This window comes from Engelhardtia mirabilis (assembly GCF_007748095.1).
GTDB lineage: Bacteria > Planctomycetota > UBA1135 > UBA1135.
The window spans coordinates 4,766,299-4,784,433 of the sequence record NZ_CP036287.1; the positions used below are offsets into that span (position 1 = coordinate 4,766,299).

Below are 18,135 nucleotides of genomic sequence, written 5' to 3' on the forward strand. Positions count from 1 at the left end.
CTTCTTCGTAGGCGGCCCACCTGGACGCCGACTCTCCGCGACGCCCACCTCCGTGCTCCCGATGCCCCAGCTCCCGCTCGCCCGGTCCCGCTCCCTGGCACTCCTCGCCGCCCTGACCCTCGGGCTCGGCCCCCTGGCCGCCGCCCAGACGATCTATGTCGACGCCGGCCTGGCCACGGGCGCGAACGACGGCTCGAGCTGGGCCGACGCCTTCCAGGGCCCGGACGGCCTGCAGGCCGCCCTGCTCTCGGCGACGCCGGGCGAGCAGGTCTTCGCGGCCCAGGGCTCCTACCTGCCGACCAGCGGCACGAGCCGCACGGCGTCCTTCGTGCTGCAGAGCGGCGTGGAGGTCTACGGCGGGTTCCTGGGCGGCGAAGCCACGGTCGACGAGCGCCCGCCGATCGGCACGGCGCCCTCGATCCTGACCGGCGACTTGGCCGGCAACGACGGGAGCGGGATGTTCGGCGAGAACAGCTTCCACGTGGTCACGGCCCCCGGCGCGGACCTGACCGCGGTACTCGACGGCTTCACCGTGACCAGCGGCACGGCCAACGGCAGCGGCAACAACAACAAGGGCGGCGGGATCATCTGCACGGGCGGCGACAGTCCCCTGATCCGCAACTGCCGCTTCGTGGCGAACCGCTGCACCTTCGGGGGCGCGGCCGGCTACATCAACACCGGCAGCGCGCCGCGCTTCATCGCGTGCAGCTTCGAGGAGGGCAACGGCGGCTCCTTCGGCGGCGCCTTCGACATCGCCGGCGGCGGCGCGGTCTGGTACGACCGCTGCCTGTTCCTGAACAACACCGCGAACCGCGCCGGCGCCCTGGAGGTTTTCTCCACCAACGGCGTGCGCGTGCGCAACTGCGTGTTCCGCGGCAACGTGGCCACGGGCGGCGACGGCGGCGGCGCGATCTGGGTCGGCTCCGGCGGCAACACGCGCATCCAGAACTGCACGATCGTCGAGAACTCGTCCACCAACCAGGCCGCCGGCGGACTGCGCAACCAGGGCGCGAACAACACCTCGGTGGTGAACTGCATCTTCTGGGACAACTCGGGCCCGGGCGGTGCCCAGGGGCCGAACAACCAGCTCACCGCGGGCATGAACGCCACCTACACCATCGTCGAGGGTGGCTATGCGGGGACGGGCAACCTCGCCGGTGATCCCCAGTTGGTGAATGTGGCCGGCGGCGACTTCACGCCCGGGGCCAGCTCCCCCGCCGTGGACGCGGGCGACAACTCGGCCCTGCCGGCAACGCTGCTCCAGGACTACGTCGGCAACCCGCGCTACGTGGACGCGCCCGCGGTGGTCGACACGGGCTCGGGCACGGCGCCCTTGATCGACATCGGCGCGGTGGAGCTGCAGGTCGCGGGCCTCGCCAGCGTCAGCGGCTGCTTCGGCAACCCGGCCACCCTCAGCTCGTCGACCGCGCTCCAGTCGGGCCAGAGCTTGAACCTGCAACTGGACGCCTCCGCGATCGTCTCCGGTCTGACGTTCTTCTACGTCGGCGTCGACGGCAGCGACGCCTCGGGCTGCGGCCTGTTCCTGCCCGGCCTTGGTGAGATCCTGCTCTCGCTGGCGCCCTTCCCGTCGACCCTGGGCTCGCCCCCGATGGTCGCGGGCCAGGCGATCTTCTCGGCACCGGTGCCCGCCGATCCGGGCCTCGTCGGTGCGACCCTGGCTTTCCAGGCGGCCGCGATCGATCTGCTGACCACGGGCTCCCCGATCGAGTTCAGCAACATGCTGGTCGGTACCGTCGCGCCCTGAGAGCGGGGCTTGAATCGCCATGGCGGGATCGCAGTAGGATCCCGCCATGGGACTCAGCGAATTCCTCCTCAGCGGACGGGCGGTCTACGGGCACGAGCTGGACGACGTGGTCAAGTCGGGGCGGCGCTTTCGGCGCACCCACCGGCGCTTCAGCAAGGAGACGTCCAAGCGCCTCGACGCACTCGAGCACGACGTCGGCTACCTGACCCTGGTGCTCGGCACCTTGCTGGCCAAGGCCAATGACAAGGGCCTGGTAACCCTGGACGAGATCAGGGGCACCCTCGGCGAGTTGGACGAGGTCGACGGGGTCCGGGACGGTCGCCTGAGCGTGGAGGTCTTGCGCGACCTCGCGAGCGGTGTGGGCGGGGCGGACGACGCCTGACACGATCGGCGCGGGCCCTGTAGGTTGGCGGGAGGAGCCGACTGAGCGTCGGACCCTCCCCATGCAGCCCTCGGATCCCTTGCCGCGCTACCGAGCCCTGGCCCGCTGGGCCCTGCCCGTCGCCGCCGCGCGCTTCGCGGTGCTGTGGTGGCTGTGGATCTCGGCCGATCAGCGCATGGTCGCGTTCGCACCGACATCGGGGGTCGTCAGTCTGCTGGTGCTGGTCGAGCTGCTGTTCTTGACCACCACCGTGTCGGCCATCGCCGACGCGCACCGGGCCATGGGATTGCAGGAGCGCTTTTCTCGGCACGCCCTCGGGCTCTTGTTCGCCGCCCTCGCGCTGCCGCTCCTGGTGTCGGCCTACTGGCGCAGCGAGATCGCAGAGTTGGTGGGCACCTCCAGCACCTGGCTGCGCACCGTCCACGAGCCAGAGCCGATCAACCCGGTATGGGACCCCTGGGCCGAGGAGAAGCTCGCCCAGGCCGATTGGCTGGTGCGTTGGCGGCGAGGCGAGATCCTGGCGGTGGAGTTGGTCTTCGCCTTCGGGCTGGCCCTGAACCACGTGGCCTGGGCTCGGGCAGCGGGCCGAACTCCTGTCGCCTCGGCCCTCTTCGCCGCCATCGGCGGGTGGGTGCTGGCCCTGGTGACCGTGGCGGTCTTCGGCCTCTACGAAATGACCTTCGACTTCATCCACCACGGAATCCTCGCCGCCCCGCTGCTGGTGGACTGGACCACGCTGCCCTTCCCCTGGGGTACCGAGGCCCTGGTGACGACGCCCTTCGTGCTCGCCTTCCTCCTGGCGCTGCGGGTGATCGCGCGACGGCCGGTCAGTGGCTCTGGTTGGTCAGGTCCAGCTTCCAGTCGTTCGTGAAGAAGCCGGCCACGGACACGCCGCCGTCGCCGGAGCTGAGCACGGCGCTCGAGAACACCGCGTAGTCCGGAATGCCGACACCCGAGACGAAATGGTTGCCGATCGCGTGCAGGCGCGAGCCCGCGGCACCGGTGTCGGCGAAGACGCCGGCCAGGGCCACGTCGCTGCCCAGGCGCGGGTAGCAGAAGACCGCCGCGTGGTCGGGCCCGCGGAACTGGGCCTCCCCCACCAGGGCGAAGCCGCGGCGCATCTGGATCGGGCAGTCGCGGCCGAGCACCTGGAACCAGGCGGCGTTGGTCTCGGAGTTGCCGTAGAGGATCACGTTGTGGTGCGCGAGCTCGGGCCGCGCGAGCAGGTCGCGGTCGGTGATCACCGGCGCGCGGCCATTGCCGCGGTACCACCAGGATTGAGCGTCGCGCAGGGCCAGTTGGGCCAAAGCGTCGGTCTCGGCCGGGGTGCCGGCGGTGCCGCGCACGAGCAGGAACTCGCGGTCGAAGGCGCGCTTGAAGGGGCCGGAGCGCTCGGGGCGGCGTTCGCCGGCGGGGATCGCCGTCGCGACCGGGTCCCAATCGCCCGCGTCGCGCACGAACTCGAGTGCCGCGCCCGTCGCGATCGGATCCTCGCTCAGCTCCTGCGCCTGGCCGTCGAGCACCACCTCGGTCGCCCGCGCGCTCGGCAGCAGCGCCAGGCGGCGCACGTTCTCGGTCACGACCTCGACGCGCCCGTCGTTCCAGCTCGCCCGGGCCCGCGCGCGGTCGCCGATCCGGGTGACCTGGTCCACACGCAGCCAGTGGTGCTGGCTGTCGACGGCCGGGTCCACGGTCACGAAGTGCAGCTCGCGCGGCTCGGGCGCCGCGCCTTCCGCCGCTGTCGCGCGCCGATGCTCGCCGAAGAGCTCGAAGATGCCGCGCCACTGGACGCAGTCCGCGCCGGCGGCGTTGTCGCCGTTCCACCAGTGTCCCGCCCCGGGTTGGAAGTGCGAGCGCAGGTCGACCGCGCCCGCGGCCTCGAGCCGCTCGAGCATCGACCGCGCCTCGCTGGCCGGCACCGTCTCGTCCGCGTCGCCGTGCAACACGAAGGTCGGCACCTGGGCCAGGTTCTCGAGCAGCGTCTCGGTCAAGCTGGCGGCGTCCGCGCGCTGCCACAGCTCGGCGAGCTGGCCGTCGGGCCGACCGCCGTAGGTGTCGAAGCTGCGCCAACCGGCGCTCGGAGCGATCGCCACCCAACCGTCCGGATCGTTAGCGCCCAGGTGCCAGGTGCCGTGCCCGCCCATGGAGTGCCCGGTCAGGTACAGGCGCGTCGGATCGATGGCCACGCGCCCGCGGAAGGCGTCGCGCACCTCGTAGGCGTCGGCGCGACCCCAGTCCTGCCAGTCGAAGCCGTAGGGACGCCGGTTCGTGGCGGCGACGATCCACAGGCCCGGCTCGGGCGCATAGGCGCCCATCTGGTTGCGCGGCGCCACCGACGCGCCGTGCAAGCTGACGACCAGGCCCGGAAGTTCGGCAGCGCCGGCGTTCTCGTCGCCGCCCTTGTCCGAGGCGCTTGCGACCTCGTCCGCGCCCTCGGCGTCTTCGCCACGGCCGCCGCTGTTCGAGCTGGCCCCAGCGTTCGCGTCAGCCGCGTTCTCAGCGCTCTCGGCCCGCTCGGCCCGGCCGCGCAGCTCCGCGGCAGGCGGCGGAACCTCACCCCAGACCTGGGTCGAGCCGTCGATTCTCGAGCGGAAGCTGCGCAGGCGCCGGCTGTCCGGCGCCACGACCCGCACCGTCTTGCGCGTGGTCGCGAGCTGGGTGCCGTCCGCCGCGCACACGCGGAACTCGACGGTCAAGTCCCCGGGCTCGGCCGCCGCGGCGGCGTCGCGCAGCGCGGCCTCGATCGCCACCGTCCGCGTCTCGAGCGGCTGCATCGACAGCAGCGACACGCCGCCCTCGAAGTCGCCACCGAGCTCCAGCCGCGCGCCGACCAGGGGCACGCGCGAGGTGCGGTGCAGGGTCAAGCCGATATCGATCGAGCCGCCCTCGCCCGCAACGATGTCCGGCAGGGTCACGTCCCGCTTGGCGAAGGTCACCGGCGCCTCGGCGCGGGTGAACTCCAGCCCGAAACCGCCGCGTGAGCCCGAGACCATGACCTGATTCAGGCCCTCCTCGAGCAGCACCGGCACCCCGCCGAAGCCGTAGCGGTAAGCGTCTCCCACGTGCGCCCGGCCGCCCACCCACAGCTCCCAGGCTCCGCCGAGCTTGGCCATCCAGACCCCGCCCTGGCCCGCCTCGACCGGCACCAGGGCCGCGCTCCAGCTGCCGGCCTGCTCGGGACCACCGTTGTCCTTGGACGGTGTCCAAGCCCAGGTCTCGCTGCCGCGCTCGCCGGTCATCCGCTGGCCCTCGACCGGGAAGTCTTCGGCACCCGGCGTGGCCAGGAACTGCGCGAAGACGGCATCGGGCCGGAAGGGCCGCCGCCCGCGCCCGTCCACGGCGCCCAACACCAACCAGCCGTCCGCGCGCGGCGCGGAGGGCGCCGCTGCGACCTCCGGTGCGGCGTCCTGGTTGGGGAGAAGGAGCAGAGCGAGGAGCAGCGGGAGGGTCGGCATGGGGCGTTGGGAGGTCCGGGGGTCCTGGGGTGGGCCCGCCAGGTTACGGGCCGACGGCGCGACGCGCGCGGGCGCGGGCGACGGTCATCGCTAGGATGACGCGCCCCCACTCCACCGAGCCCCCACCATGAAGACTCTCCTCGCATCCCTCGTCGGCGTGGCCGCCCTGGCCCTGGCCGTGCGGCCCAGCCCCGCCCTGGAGCACGGCCAGGAGCCCGGCCCTGACACTGCCTCGGCCCAGCCCGAGAACCTCGTGGCCTTCGTCGGCGCGACCCTGCTGCCGATCACCGCTCCCGCCATCGACGACGGCGTGATCGTCGTGCGCGACGGTCGCATCGCCGCCATCGGCGCGCGCGGCGAGGTCGAGATCCCCGCGGGAGCCGAGCTGATCGACGCCACCGGCCGCACGATCATGCCCGGGCTGATCTGCACCCACAGCCACGTGGGCGCGCCCTTCGCGGCGGACTCGTCCGACCCGATCCAGCCCGAGGCGCGCTCCCTCGACAGCATGGACGTGCGCGCCTCGTCCGTGCACCGCGCCCGCGCCGGCGGCCTCACCACGCTCAACTGCATGCCCGGCTCGGGGCACCTGATGAGCGGGCAGACGGTCTACCTGAAGCTGCGCCTGGCGGTGACCGTGGAGGAGTTGGCCTACCGCTTCGAAGACGGCTCGATCATGGGCGGGCTGAAGATGGCCAACGGCACCAACCCCCAGGGCGACAAGCCCTTCCCGGGCACCCGCGCCAAGTCGGCGGCCCTGGTGCGGCAGAAGTTCATCGACGCGGTGGCCTACCGCGACAAGCTGCGCGCTGCGGCGGACGACCCGGAGGTCGACGCGCCTGCCCGCGACCTGGGGCTCGAGGCCCTGGTCGAGGTCCTGGACGGCAAACGCATCGTCCACCACCACACCCACCGCCACGACGACATCCTGACCGTGCTGCGGCTGGCCGAGGAGTTCGGTTTCCGCGTCGTGCTGCACCACGTCTCCGAGGGCTGGCGCGTGGCGGACGAGATCGCGGCAGCGGGCGTGCCCTGCTCGGTGATCGTGGTCGACTCGCCCGGCGGCAAGCAGGAGGCCACGCGCCTGTCCTTCGACACCTGCCGCGTGCTCGACGAGGCCGGCGTGCGGGTGGCCCTGCACACCGACGACTACATCACCGACTCGCGCCTGTTCCTGCGCTCGGGCGCCCTGGCGGTGCGCGCGGGGCTGTCGGAGCAGAAGGCCCTCGAAGCCCTGACCATCGCGGGGGCCGAGATGCTCGACCTGGACGGGCGCGTGGGCAGCCTCGAGGTCGGCAAGGACGCCGACCTGGCGGTGCTCGACGGTCACCCCTTCTCGGTCTACACCCAGGTGCTCGAGACCTGGGTCGAGGGCGAGCGGGTCTTCGACCTGTCCGACCCCGATGACCTGATCTACTCGATCGGCGGACCCGGCGCGGGCGACGACGTGCCTTTCACCCAGTGCTGCGCCAACGTCCGATGAGGTCTTCTGCGATGAACCACGTGATCACGAATCGACGGGGCCTGGGCGCGATGGCGTTGGCGGTGGCGACCCTCGCCGCGACTGCCGGTGCGACCTCGAACGAGGGCGGGGGCCGAATCGCCATCAAGGCCGGCCTGATCCACACCGCGGCCGGCGAGCCGATCCGCGACGGGGTGATCCTGATCGACGAGGGTCGGATCACGGCCATCGGACCGGCTGCGCTGCTGACCGTTCCCGACGGCTGGACCGTGCGCGAAGCCGCGGTCGCCACGCCGGGCCTGGTCGACGCCCACACCTGCGTGGGCCTGGCGGGCTTCCTCAACACCGATCGTGTCAACGACGAGCTCGACCGCTCCGAGTCCGTGCAGCCGGAGTTGCGGGCCCTCGACGCCTACAACCTCGACGACCCGTTGATCGAGTGGGTGCGCAGCTTCGGCGTGACCACGGTCCACACCGGCCACGCCCCGGGCGCCCTGGTCTCGGGTCAGTCGATGGTCGCCAAGACCACGGGCTCGTCGGTCGAGGAGGCGGTCATGGTGCCCGCGGCGATGGTCACCGCGAGCCTGTCCGACGCGGGGCGCGGCGGAGCCGGCAACCCCGGCACCCGCTCGAAGTCCGCGGCGGTGCTGCGCGCCAAGCTCTACGAGGGTCTGGAGTACTCGAAGAAGCTCGCGGGCGAGGAAGCGCCGCCGCGCAACCTGCGCAGCGAGGCCCTGGCCCAGGTGGTCACCGGCGAGTTGCCGCTCCTGGTCACCGCGCACACGAGCCAGGACATCGTCACCGCCCTGCGGATCGCGGCGGAGTTCCCCCACCTGCGCCTGGTGCTCGACGGCGCCGCGGAAGCCCCGCGGGTGATCGACGAGATCCTGGCCGCCGGCGTGCCGGTGATCGTGCACCCGACCATGCAGCGCTCCGGCGGCGAGGCCGAGGAGCTCTCCATGGGCACGGCTCGCAGGCTGGTCGAGGCCGGCGTGACGGTGGCGCTGCAGACCGGCTACGAGGGCTACGTCCCCCGCGCGCGGGTGCTGTTGTTCGAAGCGGCGGTCGCGGCGCGCTACGGCTTGGACCGCGAGCGGGCCTTGGCCCTGGTGACGATCGAGGCCGCCAAGCTGTGCGGCGTGGGCGATCGCGTGGGCTCGCTGGAGGTGGGCAAGGACGGCGACGTGGCCCTGTTCGACGGCGACCCCTTCGAATACACGAGCCACTGCGTGGGCACCGTGATCGAAGGCCGGGTCGCCAGCGAGCACGAACTGTGGACCGTGCGCTGAACGAGCGCGCGGGCAACGGTCCGGGGCCGAGCCCCGGATCGCGAGCTGCTCGAACCATGATCCGCCCCTACCGCGCGGACGACCTCGACGCGCTGCTCGAGGTCTGGTACGACGCCTCGCTGGTCGGGCACCCCTTCCTCGAGGCGGAGTTCCTGGCCACCGAGCGCCGCAACATCTCCAGCTTCTACATGGACGTGACCGAGACGCTGATCTTCGAGGTGGAGGGTCGCGTCGCGGGGTTCCTCTCGCTGGTCGGCAAGCGCGAAGTCGGCGCGCTATTCGTCGATCCCGCCCACCACCGCCGTGGCATCGGCCGCGCGTTGGTGGAGCGCGCCCGATCGATGCGCGGGCCGCTCGAGGTCGAGGTCTTCGTCCAGAACCCCGTCGGCCGCGCCTTCTACCGGAGCTGCGGCTTCCGCGAGCTCGCCCGCAAGCACCACCACGTCACCGGCGACGAGGTGCTGCGAATGCGGCAGCACCTCGAGGCCGGCGACCAGCGCGCCGACTAGTGTCCTGGATCAGAAATTCGGCGTCACTTCCCGGGCCCCGATCACCGCTGGCGTCGCCAGCGCCTCCTCCGAGTATCGCAGCGGATACGCGTCGTCGGCGCGCCTAGCCAGCATCGATCGGACCTCCGGGAAGTGACGCCGAATTTCTGATCCAGGACACCAGACGCCGCTCACAGGTTGCCCAGGGTCACGTCGAGGGCGTTGGCCAGGATGAGTCCACTCGGCTGGAGCGACGCCCCCTGGGTGCAGAGCTGCAGTCCGGGCAGCACCGGATCGTTCGGGATCGGCACCTGGAACGGCGTGCCTGCTGCCGTGGCCAGGGTCTGGAACACCGTGGTCGGATCGCAGAGCAGCGTCCCCAGCCCCGCCAGGGGCAGGTTCGTCGGCGACAGCGCCAGGAGCGCGAAGTCTTGGGTCGCCGCCGTCGCGAACACGGCGTGGTCGATGGCCGGATCCCAAACCGCGCCGACGATCGGAGCGCTGGTCTGCCCGGCCAGGAACGCGTTGGGGTTCGGCGGAGTGCCCAGCCGCACCTCTTCCAAGGCCAGCACCGGCGGGTTGACGGGCCGCAGGATGCCGGTGCCGACGATCGAGAGGCCGCCGCTGTTGGTGAGCTGCACCAGGATCTCGCCGTCGTTGTTCACGTCGACCGGACGGGCGACGAACAACCCCGAGGGCACGAAGCACGACAGGTCGGTGAAGCTGCCGTTCTGCCACAGGAAGCCGCGCGTGAAGCCGAACAGGTCGTTGGGCGCCACAACCACCACCTGGCCGAGGTCGTTGACCGCCAGGGCGTCGGACACGAAGTAGCCGAAGGGCGAGCCGAGGGTGGTCAGGGTCTGGCCCTGGTCTGACCAGTAGGCGGACTGGTGGCCGAGGAACTCGTCCAGGACCGTCCCGGCCACGTTGCCGCCGGGGCTCACGTCCACCGCACGCCCGCCGAAGCCCGTCGGCGACATGGCCAGGTCCTCGATGCCGTCGCGCTCGGACCAACGGTAGGGGCGCTCCAGGTACATGCCGGCGCCGTCCTCGAAGACCACCTCCCCACCCACCGCGACCCCGGCCGCGTTGATCGAGACGGCCCCCGACGTGCCGACGCCGACGGTCGGCACCTGCCCGAAGGCGATCGTGGTCGCCTCGCCTGTCGTCGCGTCGAGGGCGTAGCCGAACAGGCCGTCGGCATCGAGGCCGACGACCGTGCGCGCGTCGTTCACGTCGGCGGGGTAGTGCTCGAAGGGCGCCTTGGCGAAGTCCACGGTGTCGGTGGCGCTGTCCCACAGGAAGGTCTGGGGCGGCGATCCCGCCGCGAACAGGTTGCCCACCACGAGGCCCCCATCGCTCAGGCCGCTGACCGACACCGTCGAGCCGGGGAAGGCGTGGGTCACGAGCTGGCCGTTCTGCCAGACGAAAGCCTGTTGGACGCCGCCGGGCTGGGTGGCCAAGATCTGCCCCGCCACCTGCCCGGCGTCGTTCAGCTCGACGGCGACGAAGCTCTGACCCTCGAGCCCGGTGAGGGGAATCAGGTCGAAGTCGATCGAATCCTGGGCGCAGCTCGTTCCCTGGGACCAGGCCACGGACGAGAGGGCGATGACTGCGGTGCAGCCCCGGATCGCGAAGGGACTGCGTGCGAGTACGGCGGGCGTCATGTCGATTCTCCTCGGTTGGATCACGGGGGGCGACCCGGGCGATGTGGGCGTCGGGGACCTGCGATCCTAACGGGCTCCGAGAATCCCGCCCGCATGCGCGCGAACGCGACGTGCGCCGCGACCGACGGAACGTCGGCCACGGCGCCCATTCGCTCGACGGCTCTCAGGGCTGGAACTGCGCCAAGATGCCGTTGGAGAACTCCACCTGGCCCGGCACGCTCGGGTTGATCACGAGCGCCTGCAGGAAGAGCGCCGGCGACAGCGGATGGCCCCCGGCCAGGCCGAGCTGCTCATACTCCCCGGCGGCGTCGGTCGCCAGGGGGATCGTCAGCACCGGATTGCCGGCGACGAGGATGCCCGCGAAGAGGGGTGTCGGCTGCTCCACCAGGCCGACGGCGAGCACTCCCAACGCGGCCGGCGCCGCACCGGTCAGTCGCAGGTCCGAACTCTGCCCGCTGCCCAGGCCGGTGCCGCACAGCGTCAGGACGCTCTGGCCCGGACCGCCGAAGCCCAGGTCCGCCTGGCACACCGGACCGCTCACGCCGGTGTCCCAGCGGCTGAAGTTGTGCGCGATCGCCCCCCCGGCCGACTGGAAGATGCCGCCGACGTCCAGGCTCCCACTCTGCTCATGGGTGGTCATGGTCAGCGGTTGTCCAACCATGCCCGTGCCCAGGGCCTCGAAGCTGCCGCCCGCGAGTCGCGCGATGTACTTGTTGGCCGGATTGCCGGGCACGAAGAGGTTGCCACCCACGAAGAGCTCTCCGCCCAGTGCCGCGAGGGCTGTCACCTCGGTACCGGTCAAGGGCCCGACACCGGACCAGCCGGAGTCGCTCCAACGTGCGAGCAGCGGCGCCTGGACCCCACCGGCGGTGCCGAACTCGCCACCCACGTAGAGGTCGTCGCCCAAGGACGCGAAGGCGCGCACCGCGTCGTCGGTTCCACCGCCCAGGCTCGCGAGGGTCTGCCCGTCCCAGGCCAGAACGTTGCCCTGGCCGAATCCGTAGGAGCCGCCGACCAACAGCAGGTCCCCGTGAACGTGCAGCGCGTAGGGCGCGCCGAAGATCGACATGCCCACCTGGTTCCAGGTCGAGCCCTCCAGACGCCACAGCCCGAAGTCCGCCAGTGCGTAGAGCTCGCCGCCGTAGACTGCCGCGGCCACCGCATTGGCCATCGCCCCCGACCCCAGGCTGTGCCAGGTCGTCCCGTCGAAGCGCGCCGCCGGCGCGGGCGTGCTCACGCCATCGACACTGGTGAAGTTGCCCACGACGACCAAGTCGTTCTGAAACACGGTTCCGCCGTCTGCTGCTCCGTTGAACGTGCCCAGTGGGAACCAGTTGTCGCCGTCCAGGAGGGCCACGCTGTCGACCTGCTGGTCTCCCGCCTGGTTGAAGTCGCCGAAGGCCACCGTCGCGCCGTTCCAGTCCAGGCTCGCGCGCACGGGCCCGTTGACACCCAAGCCCTTGCCGCCGCCGCTCCAGGAGCTGCCGTCGAAGGCGCCGACGCTGTTGGTCACGATCACCTCGCCGGCGGGTGGCAGGTAGCCGACCGAGGAGAACTCGCCGCCGACCCAGAGGGTGCCGTCGATGGCGACCATGTCGAAGACGAACTGGTTGATGCTCTGGGCGAAGATGCCCCCGGGAGAGGTCCAGGAGGTCCCGTCGAAGCGCGCCATCCGTCGCACCGAGAGCCCGTCGACGCTGACGATGTTGCCGCCCACGTAGACCTGGTCCTGGAAGACGCAGATCGCATCCAGACGCGTTCCGACAGCGGAGTCGGGGAAGTTGCCCGCCGCCCGCCAGGTGCTGCCGTCGAAGATCGCGGCCTTCTCGTCACCCGCTCCGCCGGCGGCCAGGTCGTAGGTGCCCACGGCCCACAACTCGCCGTCGTACCAGGCCAGGTCACGGACGCTGGCGCCGCCGAAGACGTTGAAGCCCCCGCCCACGGACGCGAAGTTGCTGCCGTCCCAGGTCGCGATGTTGCCGGTCGCGGCCACTCCGCCCGCGGCGGGGAACTCGCCCGCCAGGTAGAGCAGGCCGTCGGGGCCGACGCTCATCTCCCATGCGAAGCCGGGCGTGCCGCCGGCGACGGGCGGCAGGCCGCCGCCGACAGCGTGCCACTGTTGTCCGTCCCAACGGGCGAGACCCTGGACCGGAATGCCGCCGGCCAGGTTGAACTGCCCACTGGCGTAGAGATCGCCTTGGAAGACCTCCAGGGAGAAGACCGACCCGGTGGGAGCGAAGCTCAGGTCCAAACCACCACCCAAGGGCTGCCAGTCGACGCCGTCGAACAGCGCGATGCTCTTGGCCGGTTGTCCGCCGGCGGAGGTGAAGGTGCCGGCCGCCACCAGCCCCCCGTCGTAGATCGCGAAGTCGCGCACGTCGTAGTCGACGAAGGCGCCGGCGCCGGGGATGCCGCTGCCAAGGGGGCTCCAGGACGTGCCATCGAAGGTCGCCACGAGGCCCAGGCTCTGGGCGTCGGCCTGGAGGTAGTCGTAGCCGCCGACCACCAACTGGTCCTGCCAGGAACTGGTCGAGAAGACACGGCCGGCGACGCCGGGCAGGTCGAACTCCTCGGACCAGCTCTGGGCCTGTGCCGGCGCGCCGATCAATGCGATCGAGGCCAGGGTCAGACCTGCGGTCCGTGAACGGTGCAATTTCATGTCGAGTTCTCCTGTGGCGGATGCGCCTGGATTCGGCGCCACTGATCGTGATCGCTCGTCTCGGCGCCTTGGTGGTGCCGAGCAGCCCAGGACCAGATCAAAAAGGGTGCCAGGCTCCTACAGGCCCCCAACGCGCGCTTGTGGCCGTACTCGCCTGCGGTGGCCCGATGACGTCCAAGGATTGGACGCACGTCCGACAAGCAGACCCGCGCCCCAACACGGAACGCGGCCGCGCTCAGCCGCGCAAGCGGTCGAGGAAGCGCTGGACGTTGCGGCGCATCCAGACTCCTACCGTCTCGGCGCGGGCAGGGAGCCACAGCCGGCCGAGGGCGCGGTCGGGCAGTCTGGCCGCAGCTTCGTCGTCGAGGATCGCGGTCACCGTGAAGTGCGGGACCAGGGGCACGCCAGTGACCGGATCGACGGCGATCTCGCCGCCGCCCAAGTGCGTCAGGGACACTTCACCCAGGGCCGCCATGGCCAGGGGTTCGACCGCGGTCACCCGGCCCTCCAACTCGCCGCCGGGCCAGGCGCTCGGTCGGAAGCGCACCCGCTCGCCCACCTCCGGACGACCGCGTGCGAGCTGCTCGTCGCGCAGGAGCGCCCGCACCACCCTGCGCCCCGAGGCGATGCGAGCGATGGGCGTGCCGACGCGCAGGAAGGTGCCGCTCGTCCGCGGATCGACGACTTCGACCACCCGACCGGCCTGGGACGCGACCGGCGTGCGCCGGGCAGCGCGCTCGACCCGCCAGCCGAAGTCGCTCACGAGGTAGTCGCGCTCGCGCTGCAGGCGCAGGGCCTGGGCCGGATCGACGTCGCGGGCGGCGGCCAGTCGCAGGTCCAGCTGGGCCAGCTCGGCCGCGGATTCGGCCATGCGGAGGTCCTCCTCCGGCGCCTCGATCGTCGCCAGCGTCGCACCGGCCTCGACCCAGTCGCCAACGCGCGCGGTGGTCTCGACCAGGGTCCCGGGAACCTCCACGTAGACCTCGGCCACGCGCTCGGAGGTCATGATCGCCGGGGCAGTGAACCAGGCCGGCAGGGGCGCCGCCACCACGCCCAGGGGCATGAGCCCAAGGCCCACGACGCCCACGGCCACCGCTCGGTTGCGGACGTGCTGGGTCGACTGGCACAGGAACAGCAGCGAGATCAGCTTGCGGCCGAGCTTGAAGACCTCCATGCCGATGTAGGTCAACCCGATTGCCACGCCGATCGTGAAGTACTTGCTGGCGATGGCGGTCGAGATCCCCAACACGAGAGTGATCTTGTAGATCGCCGCGCTGACCCCGTAGGTGACTAGCAGCGCGCGCAGTCGACGGCCCCGTTCCACCACCGCGGCTTCGGTTCCCAGGAACAGCCGCTTGATCAGATCGCCGGTATAGGCGCCCGCTCGCGCCCGCAAGTTGGGGATCTCTAGCAGGTCCGAGGCAACGTAATAGCCATCGAACCGCATCAGCGGATTCAGATTGAAGGCGACCGTGACCACGCTGCCGAGCAGGGCCACGTTGTAGGCGAAGGCGTTGGTCAGTGAGGCCTCGGTCATGCTCCAGACGATCAGTCCGATCGCCGCCAGGAACAGCTCCACGTACATCCCCGCCAAGCTGACCATCAGTCGGTGGGACTTCTTGTGGAAGCTCCAAGCGGCGCTGGCGTCCACGTAGGGCAGGGGCGTCAACACGATCAGGTTGACACCCATCTCGGGCACCGCGCCGCCCCAGAAGCGACAGGCGTAGGCGTGGCCGAACTCGTGCACGACCTTGAGACCGATCAGGCCGATCCAGAGCAGTGGCAGGTTCTGCAGCAGGAGCACCTGGCCCAGGGGAGCGCTGAGCTCGCTCCAGTTGGCTGCGGCGATCCAACCGGCCACGGCCAGGACCGCCAGCCAGATGCCGAAGGCGGTGCGCGTGAAGACCGGCGCCACGTAACGCTCGGTGCGCTCGAGGAACGGATCCGGATTCCACAGGCTGCGCTTGTGGAACAGAGGCGCGGAGATCAGAGATCGTTGCCGGCGCGCCAGGGCCTGGCGGTGGCGCCGGAAGAGGGCCTTGTCATCGGCGATCGGCAGGCGCAGGAGGCGCTTGCGGTGGAGCGAGACGATGAAGGCATAGAAGTGCTCCTCGTCGTCCTGTTCCAGGGTCCCGTCGCCCGCCAGGGACTCGAAGATGTCGCCCAGGGCAACTCCCGAGACCAGGCGTTGGACCACGCCGTAGTCCCCCACACCCAGGCGCGTGGACTCGAAGGTCAATGGGTCGCGCAGCACGTAGCACGGCTCGCCGCGGAACAGGTGCCGGGTGACGACCAGGTCCGAACGGGCCGCTACGACGCACTCACGCAGGCTGTCGGCGAGAGTCGGAGGTCCGGGCGCGGCAGCCTCGGTCACAGGACGAACCTCAGTCGCAACCAGTCGATCAGGGGTCCCGTGACCTTCTTCCAGGGCGCGCGACCGGCCACGCGGAGCTGCGCCGATCCGGTCATGCCCGGTCGGACCCACGCCACTTGGTCGGTCACCGCGGCCTCGAGTCGCAGCACCGCGGCCCCGTGCACGGACTCGACGGCGCCACCTACGTGCTCGACCTCGAAGCCGTGGCGCACCTCCGGCCTGGCGCGGGTCGAGAACAGGCCGGTCTGTCCCACGGCCACCTCGAGGGCGTCCTTTTCGGCCACCAGCAACTCCACGCGCCAGCCGTCTCCCGGCGCCAACTCGAACAGGTCCTCACCCTGGGCCAGGGTGTCGCCGATGCGGTCGCGCAGGTCCCCGGACAGCACCACGCCGTCGAAGGGCGCCGTGATCCTCGCGCGGCCCAGGCGCAACTCCGAGAGGGCGAGCTGGGCGGAGAGCGATGCGCGCTGCTGCTCGAGGCGGCGTTGGGACAGGGCGTCATCGCCCGCCAACGCCTGGCGCAGGTCGACCTCCAGCACGTCCATCTCGGCCAAGAGGTGCGCGCGCTGTAGTTCCTCGAATGAGGTATCGAAGACGGCGAGCACATCGCCTTCGCGGACCCGCCCTCCGGGGGTGAACGGCGCCGCGCGCAGGACCCCCTCGAAGGGCGCCGCGAGGTGACTGACTTCACTGGCGCGCACTTCGCAGGGCACGGACAGGCTGTGCGGGAGGCTGCCGAACAGGAACCAGAGTCCGAACAACGCTATGGCAGCCACGATCGCACGGCGGCCCCATGCGCCCGCTCGGCGCAAGGCGTCGAGCTGCGCGCGCCCGGTGTCCGCGACGTGGCGAGGCAGTCCCCGGCTGGCGCGGCGCAGGAGCTCGAGCGCCGGCAGGTAGGGCCCGATCAGTTCGGCCACCCGGTCTAGCTCCGCCGGCTCGAAGGTCAGTCCGGGCGCCCGCCGCAAGGCGACCACGCCGCGTGGCCCATCGCCACCGAGCAACGGAATCACGGCCACGCTGCCACCCACCTTGTGGTGCCAGGCCGCGAGCAAGGCGGGGACGCGGTGTCCCGACTCCAACTCGGAAGCCGGCGCGCTGGCCCGTCGCTCCAGGTCGATGCCCTCGCCCATGGCCATCCGCAGGGCTTCGACTGCGGGGCTCTCCTCGCGCACGTCCTCGAATCCCGAGACGCTGAGCACCCGCACGGTCGGACCCTCGGCCAGGCCGATCGCGACCAGCTCGCAGTCCAGTCGCGTGCAGAGGTTGTTGGTCAGGGCGAAGGCCAGGGCCACGTCGGACTCGTAGGCGGCGGCCTTGCCCAGCTGGCTGGCCTGGGCCAGCACCGCGTCGTCGGCAACCGACGCCCGCCCCGCGACCGTGTTCCAGGAGGGCGCGAGTTCGACCAGGCGCGCAACGGCGTCGAGGTTTGCGAGCTGTCCCTCGAGGTCCGTGGCAGTGCGGACCGCGCAGGCGATCCCTACGGCGCCGACGGTCAGACCGGACTCGTCGTGCAACGGGGCGGCGACGAAGGCGATCTCGAGCCGCAGTTGCCGCGAGGCGAAACGGCGCTGGATCGACTGGTTCGCAGCCATCGCCTCGATACAGGTGTCCTCGAGGCGCGATCCGAAGAACTCGCCCTCGCGGGCGTCGCGGGCGTACTCGGCGACGATCGGGGCGCCGCGCACGCGTCCGATCGCCCTCGCGGCATAAACGCCCAACCGCTCGACCAGCGGCCGAGGCAGGGCCTCGATCACGCCACCAGCGGTGTGTGCCCCGCGGACGGCTTCGAGCACGGCCACGAGGGCGGTCGCCGTTCGAAGGTCGCTGAGGGACCGGGCGCTGCGCGCCAGTTCGGGAGCGTCGGCCATGGGGTCAGCCCAGCAGGTCGTCGCTTCCAGGCGAGCGCTTGGCGAAGAGCTCGGAATCCTCCAAAGGCGAGAGGAACTGGAAGGCGGCTTCGACTTCCGCATCCCCGACCAGCGCCGTGCGCAGGCAGAGGGCATGGACGCGGGGCAAGGCTCGGCCGTCCATGCTGAGGTGGACCGTGTAGACGTCGCCAACGGTCGGCGGCGCGCTCAGGCGCATGCGGCAACCGCCGGGCGAGACGTCGAGTGTTCGGCCCTGGGCAATGGTGTGGACGCCCGCCGAGAGGTTGGCGGGCCTCAATTCGGCGTCCAGTCGCAGCTCCTGCCGCTCTTGGCCGCGGAGCTTGCTGATCTCGGCCTGCGTCTGGCGGGAGAGCTCATTCAAGAGCTCCCCTTCCGCGCGGTCGGGCTTGAGGGTCTTGCGTCGGGGGAGGGACATCGTCGGGCAGGGCAGGGCCGTCGAGGGGGGGAGCAGACTTGTGAGTTGAGATCGGCCACCCAACTGAGACCCTGGAGGTTCGAATCAGCGCGATGCGCCCGATTCCGGGACATGGAGAGCGGGATCCGCGCGCATTCCTCTCCTGGCGATCTGGGATCGACGGCGGACGCGTCAAGGACGTGCCTCGCAGGTCGTCGACGGGTCGGGAGCGAGCACGGCTCCTCGCCCGACGCCCGCTGCATGGAATCGCACCGGTTCCCGCCGCGGATCAGCGCCTGGCCCGGCGA

At 71.1% G+C, this 18,135-nt stretch carries 12 protein-coding genes; 6 read left to right on the forward strand and 6 right to left on the reverse strand.

Annotated features, from left to right (window positions below):
* Window positions 1–61 precede the first annotated feature (61 nt).
* The 3 genes from Pla133_RS17595 (at window position 62) to Pla133_RS17605 (ending at window position 3,018) form a co-directional block, all read left to right on the forward strand.
* Entirely contained in the window at window positions 62–1,765 is a 1,704-nt protein-coding gene (locus tag Pla133_RS17595) for a right-handed parallel beta-helix repeat-containing protein (protein ID WP_145067622.1), read from the forward strand.
* A gap of 46 nt (window positions 1,766–1,811) precedes the next feature.
* Window positions 1,812–2,147, forward strand: coding sequence for a hypothetical protein (locus tag Pla133_RS17600; RefSeq protein ID WP_145067624.1), 336 nt, complete (start codon window positions 1,812–1,814; stop codon window positions 2,145–2,147).
* 61 nt (window positions 2,148–2,208) lie between these two features.
* The gene (locus Pla133_RS17605) at window positions 2,209–3,018 is read left to right on the forward strand and encodes a hypothetical protein (protein WP_145067626.1); all 810 of its coding nucleotides are present in this window, start codon (window positions 2,209–2,211) and stop codon (window positions 3,016–3,018) included.
* Here Pla133_RS17605 and Pla133_RS17610 read toward each other — a convergent pair.
* Complete coding sequence (locus Pla133_RS17610; protein ID WP_419191674.1) at window positions 2,975–5,602, reverse strand: carboxylesterase family protein; 2,628 nt, start codon at window positions 5,600–5,602, stop codon at window positions 2,975–2,977. The two genes, Pla133_RS17605 and Pla133_RS17610, sit on opposite strands and share 44 nt — an antisense overlap.
* A gap of 127 nt (window positions 5,603–5,729) precedes the next feature.
* Between Pla133_RS17610 and Pla133_RS17615 the strand changes: the two genes are divergently transcribed.
* The 3 genes from Pla133_RS17615 to Pla133_RS17625 are packed head-to-tail and all read left to right on the forward strand — an operon-like array spanning window position 5,730 to window position 8,862.
* Window positions 5,730–7,085 (forward strand): amidohydrolase family protein, encoded by a 1,356-nt coding sequence (locus tag Pla133_RS17615; protein WP_145067630.1) that lies wholly within the window; start codon window positions 5,730–5,732, stop codon window positions 7,083–7,085.
* Window positions 7,086–7,096: 11 nt separating this feature from the next.
* Window positions 7,097–8,353, forward strand: a complete 1,257-nt coding sequence (locus Pla133_RS17620) for an amidohydrolase family protein (protein ID WP_419191675.1) — start codon at window positions 7,097–7,099, stop codon at window positions 8,351–8,353.
* Window positions 8,354–8,409: 56 nt separating this feature from the next.
* The gene (locus Pla133_RS17625) at window positions 8,410–8,862 is read left to right on the forward strand and encodes a GNAT family N-acetyltransferase (RefSeq protein ID WP_145067632.1); all 453 of its coding nucleotides are present in this window, start codon (window positions 8,410–8,412) and stop codon (window positions 8,860–8,862) included.
* A 170-nt stretch (window positions 8,863–9,032) separates the two neighbouring features.
* On the opposite strand, the gene Pla133_RS17630 is transcribed toward Pla133_RS17625, so the two are convergent.
* The 5 genes from Pla133_RS17630 to Pla133_RS17650 all read right to left on the reverse strand — a co-directional run bounded on the left by Pla133_RS17630 (window position 9,033) and on the right by Pla133_RS17650 (window position 17,848).
* Window positions 9,033–10,508 carry a hypothetical protein gene (locus tag Pla133_RS17630; RefSeq protein WP_145067634.1) on the reverse strand — a complete coding sequence of 492 codons (1,476 nt, stop codon included), beginning with the start codon at window positions 10,506–10,508 and terminating at the stop codon, window positions 9,033–9,035.
* 163 nt (window positions 10,509–10,671) lie between these two features.
* Entirely contained in the window at window positions 10,672–13,167 is a 2,496-nt protein-coding gene (locus tag Pla133_RS26470; protein ID WP_419191676.1) for a hypothetical protein, read from the reverse strand.
* A 235-nt stretch (window positions 13,168–13,402) separates the two neighbouring features.
* Entirely contained in the window at window positions 13,403–15,541 is a 2,139-nt protein-coding gene (locus Pla133_RS17640; RefSeq protein ID WP_145067636.1) for a hypothetical protein, read from the reverse strand.
* The gene (locus tag Pla133_RS17645; protein ID WP_145067638.1) at window positions 15,538–17,412 is read right to left on the reverse strand and encodes an efflux RND transporter periplasmic adaptor subunit; all 1,875 of its coding nucleotides are present in this window, start codon (window positions 17,410–17,412) and stop codon (window positions 15,538–15,540) included. The genes Pla133_RS17640 and Pla133_RS17645 overlap by 4 nt, the downstream gene beginning before the upstream one ends.
* Before the next feature lie 4 nt (window positions 17,413–17,416).
* The gene (locus tag Pla133_RS17650; protein ID WP_145067640.1) at window positions 17,417–17,848 is read right to left on the reverse strand and encodes a PilZ domain-containing protein; all 432 of its coding nucleotides are present in this window, start codon (window positions 17,846–17,848) and stop codon (window positions 17,417–17,419) included.
* Window positions 17,849–18,135 lie beyond the last annotated feature (287 nt).

Coding starts and splice junctions, on each gene's coding strand:
- Pla133_RS17630 (WP_145067634.1), bottom strand. CDS start 10,508: ATGACGCCCGCCGTACTCGCACGCAGTCCCTTCGCGATCCGGGGCTGC.
- Pla133_RS17605 (WP_145067626.1), top strand. CDS start 2,209: ATGCAGCCCTCGGATCCCTTGCCGCGCTACCGAGCCCTGGCCCGCTGG.
- Pla133_RS17645 (WP_145067638.1), bottom strand. CDS start 17,412: ATGGCCGACGCTCCCGAACTGGCGCGCAGCGCCCGGTCCCTCAGCGAC.
- Pla133_RS26470 (WP_419191676.1), bottom strand. CDS start 13,167: ATGAAATTGCACCGTTCACGGACCGCAGGTCTGACCCTGGCCTCGATC.
- Pla133_RS17600 (WP_145067624.1), top strand. CDS start 1,812: ATGGGACTCAGCGAATTCCTCCTCAGCGGACGGGCGGTCTACGGGCAC.
- Pla133_RS17625 (WP_145067632.1), top strand. CDS start 8,410: ATGATCCGCCCCTACCGCGCGGACGACCTCGACGCGCTGCTCGAGGTC.
- Pla133_RS17615 (WP_145067630.1), top strand. CDS start 5,730: ATGAAGACTCTCCTCGCATCCCTCGTCGGCGTGGCCGCCCTGGCCCTG.
- Pla133_RS17610 (WP_419191674.1), bottom strand. CDS start 5,602: ATGCCGACCCTCCCGCTGCTCCTCGCTCTGCTCCTTCTCCCCAACCAG.
- Pla133_RS17595 (WP_145067622.1), top strand. CDS start 62: ATGCCCCAGCTCCCGCTCGCCCGGTCCCGCTCCCTGGCACTCCTCGCC.
- Pla133_RS17620 (WP_419191675.1), top strand. CDS start 7,097: ATGAACCACGTGATCACGAATCGACGGGGCCTGGGCGCGATGGCGTTG.
- Pla133_RS17650 (WP_145067640.1), bottom strand. CDS start 17,848: ATGTCCCTCCCCCGACGCAAGACCCTCAAGCCCGACCGCGCGGAAGGG.